Here is a 3,693-nt window from a genome sequence, read left to right on the forward strand (position 1 = left end):
GCTACGCTGATATTGACGATGTCAATGGGGATGTTGACAATAAGATTGGGACGGATCTGCCGGACTTCAGCAAGGCCTACACAGGCAACCGGCTTGCGACCCCGTTTACCAATATCGCTCCGATCTACAGCGCACCTGTTGTCATGGACTTCGCCTTCCGCGACACGGACAACCTAGGCATTCCAGGGCTGACGGGTATTCGGCGCTACTTGGTGGTCTCGACCAACGACTACGATGCGGACTCGCCCACCACACCCAAGCAGGGACGCATGTTCTTGCTGGATCAGGAGGGAGATCGTAACGACTTCCTGACCAACCCGATGCCGTCGCGGGCTAGCGCGAAGTTCACCCCGAGCCACCCTGCGGTCAATAGCTCTAGCCCTGCGGGTGCCACCGCTCGACCGGTTCCTCAGGTGGGGACACGTATCTACTCCCAGGCGCTGGATGAGTTTGTCTGGAAAGAAGGCCCGTTTGGGAAGGCATCGCCTGCCTGGACCTACCGCTTCGTCTACGATACCTACGATGCTGCCAACAACCCGATCACGCGGCTGCGAAACCGGCCCACGCCAGGCGCTACGCCGGATCCGTCTGGACTCGCAGGAATCACAGCGGGTGAGCCTGCTCGGCGCACCCTGCCCACGATCTTCTTGGGGGGGCAAGGCCGACTCTTCGCGATGGATATTGATGAAGAGACAGGGCTCCTGCTCCGCTGGCGTGGAGGGAGTGCGGCAAACCAGCCCTCGCCCATCCCCACCGATGGCAGTGTGCAGATTCCTCCTGACCTAAGTGCCTCCAGTGACTTCTTGAACCCGGCGGAGCCGATTGCGGGCAACCCCTTCAGCACGATCTTCAATGTCGGCAATCAAGATACGCTCAACCTTAATCGCAAGAGGGTGATGGCGCGCACGGTCTCTCTCCTAGGCGATGGTAGCGCTGTGGATGGCCAGCTTGTGCTGACCGCAGGCCCGCTGCAGAACCGAAGCAATACGACGGCAATGACGGCGGTTGCCGCGCTGCCAAACACAAGGCCGCCACTCTGGGCAAATGGCACCGATCCGATGGTGCCTCTCCTGCCGACCCTGGATGCGCCGGTTACCAAGCCGATCCTGACTTTTGAGCCTCCCGTGATCTTAGATCCGATGGGGCCGATTGTCTACAACTTGACTCCCTTTGGTTTCGATCTGGATCTGACCGCATCGCTGCCGGCTGCTGCGGCTTTCCCCGAGGCGCTTTTCCTGCCGATCGTGGATCTGACAGGTCGGTTTGTCAACCAGGACATCAGTGATCCGCTCACGACGACCCGTGGCTCTTGGGAGGGGGTTCTGCCTCCATCGTCTACTGACGAGGTCAATAAGGCCTTCCAGTACCCGACGCTGCTGGTGACAACCGCGCAGGGGGTGCTGCACGAGGTTAGCACGAATATTGAAGGAGAAGATCCTTCCGTTGCGACCAACCCTGGGATTCAAGATGCCGGGACGGTTGGCAACCAGTACGGGCCGCTTGGCTGGGCACTCACGGAGGGGGATGACCTCAACCGCTACAACCCGCATGGCCACGTGATCCTGTTCACACAAGAGGGACCTGGCGGTGCGGGAACGGGCATCTCGGTGGTCACCAATGCCTACTTCCCCTCGCTGGACTCTGGCTATGCACGCCGCCGGGATCGCCTGACCAAGCAGACAGTGCCGACACCGGATCCGACGGGTAAGTACACGCACTATCCGCAAGGCGAGCCGCAGTCTCTCGCGGCGACGGCAGGTTACAACAGCTTGGACAACCCGCGTCCGGGCCTGCTTCCCCGCCCGCTCTACCAGGGCAATGCAGCCAATGGAGGCATCACGCCGCCGATTGCTGCCGTGGATCCCGACTGGCACACCGGGCAGACAGGCTTCCCGCTGGACATGAACGGTCTGTTCTATGACCGTCGGTTTGCCAATGGGAACGCGACCAATCACAACGCCGACGGCAGGCTTCGCTTGCCCGCCTACGATCAGCAGGGCACGCGCAGTGCAACGCCTCCTAGTGTCACGGGTATTCCCGAGACGAACCTGGAGCGTGGCACCAATGTCACGGCCATGACGGCGGATCGGAACGACAACCCGGCGGGGCAGAATGTCACCTGGGTGTTTGTGGGTGGCCAAGATGGAATCTTCTACGCCTACACCCCGGTCTTCCGTCCTGACCTCGGCGGCATTAGTAGCGGTGGCCTCGGAGGAATCGGCTATGGCACAGGCTTCTCTGCATCGGGCAACTCCACCGATCCTAAGGTAGATACGTTTAGGAAGGATGAGTATGACGCTATCCAACTTGCCGCACGAGCGGGCAGCCCCATTCGCCCTGACCGTGATGGCCGAAATGCCGCGTGGGTCAACCCCAGCGAGAACACGCCTCTCTTCCCCATGGGACAAGGTGCGGGACGCCGTGTCACGGATGCAAATGCACGCTCTATCGCGGCACGGGGTGGTAAGAACCTCTACGAGTGGGGCGAGAAAGTCTATATCGTCGCCTGGGACATCACGGTTCTGCCCTCGGAGGTGCCAACACCCCCGATGGGAACGCTTACGCCCATCCCGACGGCATTTACCGCGACACTAACGATCACGCCGCGAAATGGTGGCACGCCTATCACGCGCAATGTCACTCTGGAGCGGAACATCACGACGGGAGCAGTTGCGGTCTATCCCTACGTGAACCGATACAGCACCCCTGCACAGGACACGCCTTCGGGAGCGCGGCCTGCACAGCTTGGCGTGGCTTGTTACGAGCTCACCCTAGACACCAACGCGGGGCTACCCCTCACGCCAGGGACTCAGTTTGAGATCTCGGTGACGCAGCCTGCTGCTCGTCGGCGCAACCTGCTCGGCGTGCAAGTGGGGGCGATCCGTCGCTACTTCCCCACCGATGCCGGGATCGAAGCCGAGCGTCGCACCAATCTGAACCCCATCGTGGCCGTTGCCAACCCGCTTGCGGTTCAGGGCTTCCTGACCAACACCATGAACAACGCCCCTGTGCAAGCACCACAGAATGCAGCAGGCGATCCGTTTGCCGGTGGCATTGGGCCTTTCCGAACACCCTTTTCTGCTGTCAGTGACTACACCAACCCTGCTTCGGTTCGAAACCGGGTGGCAAATAACAATCCCACTCCGGGCACGATGGATCCCGACCGTGGTGGCTTTGAGTATAGTCAGGCGCTCTCGAATGGAAATACCATCACGCGCTACGACTACACCCGCTACAACGCCGACCCGATGGGCGTACTTCAGCTCAATCTGAACTTTGGTCGCCGCCTGCGTACCAATGGTGCCGATGATCCGAGCTACTACATCCCTGTGGCAACCAGCACGGGCTATATCGGTCATGGCCGCACGGGCTCGACGGATCTCTCCGCGACCCAGCGCAACCTGCGTGTTGTCAACCGTGCAGGGGGCTCGCTGAACCTAGCGGGCGTTCGTGCCGAGGTGCGGGATGACTTGATCTGGCGCTGGTGGCCGGGACTGATCCCGAACGCAGACACCGATCCGACGGACAATCCTTCGATCACGCCAGCTGGTATGCGTCCTGATGGACGGATCAACCCGCTGCCCTGGGAGACGGCGGTGCCTCAGGCACAGCCGTGGAAGCGCCGTGCAGATACCGGAGCCTCGGGCTCTGTCCTGGGCCTCGGTAATGTCAGCCCGGACTATCCCGATATCA

General features: G+C 61.2%; 1 protein-coding gene. It reads left to right on the top strand.

Features of this window, described 5'->3' with window-relative positions; translation table 11 throughout:
• A partial coding sequence (locus AC1XOS_RS21040) for a hypothetical protein (protein ID WP_481964171.1) occupies positions 1-3,693 on the top strand: 3,693 nt, incomplete at both ends.

The sequence above is a fragment of the Armatimonas sp. genome (genome assembly GCF_964826245.1).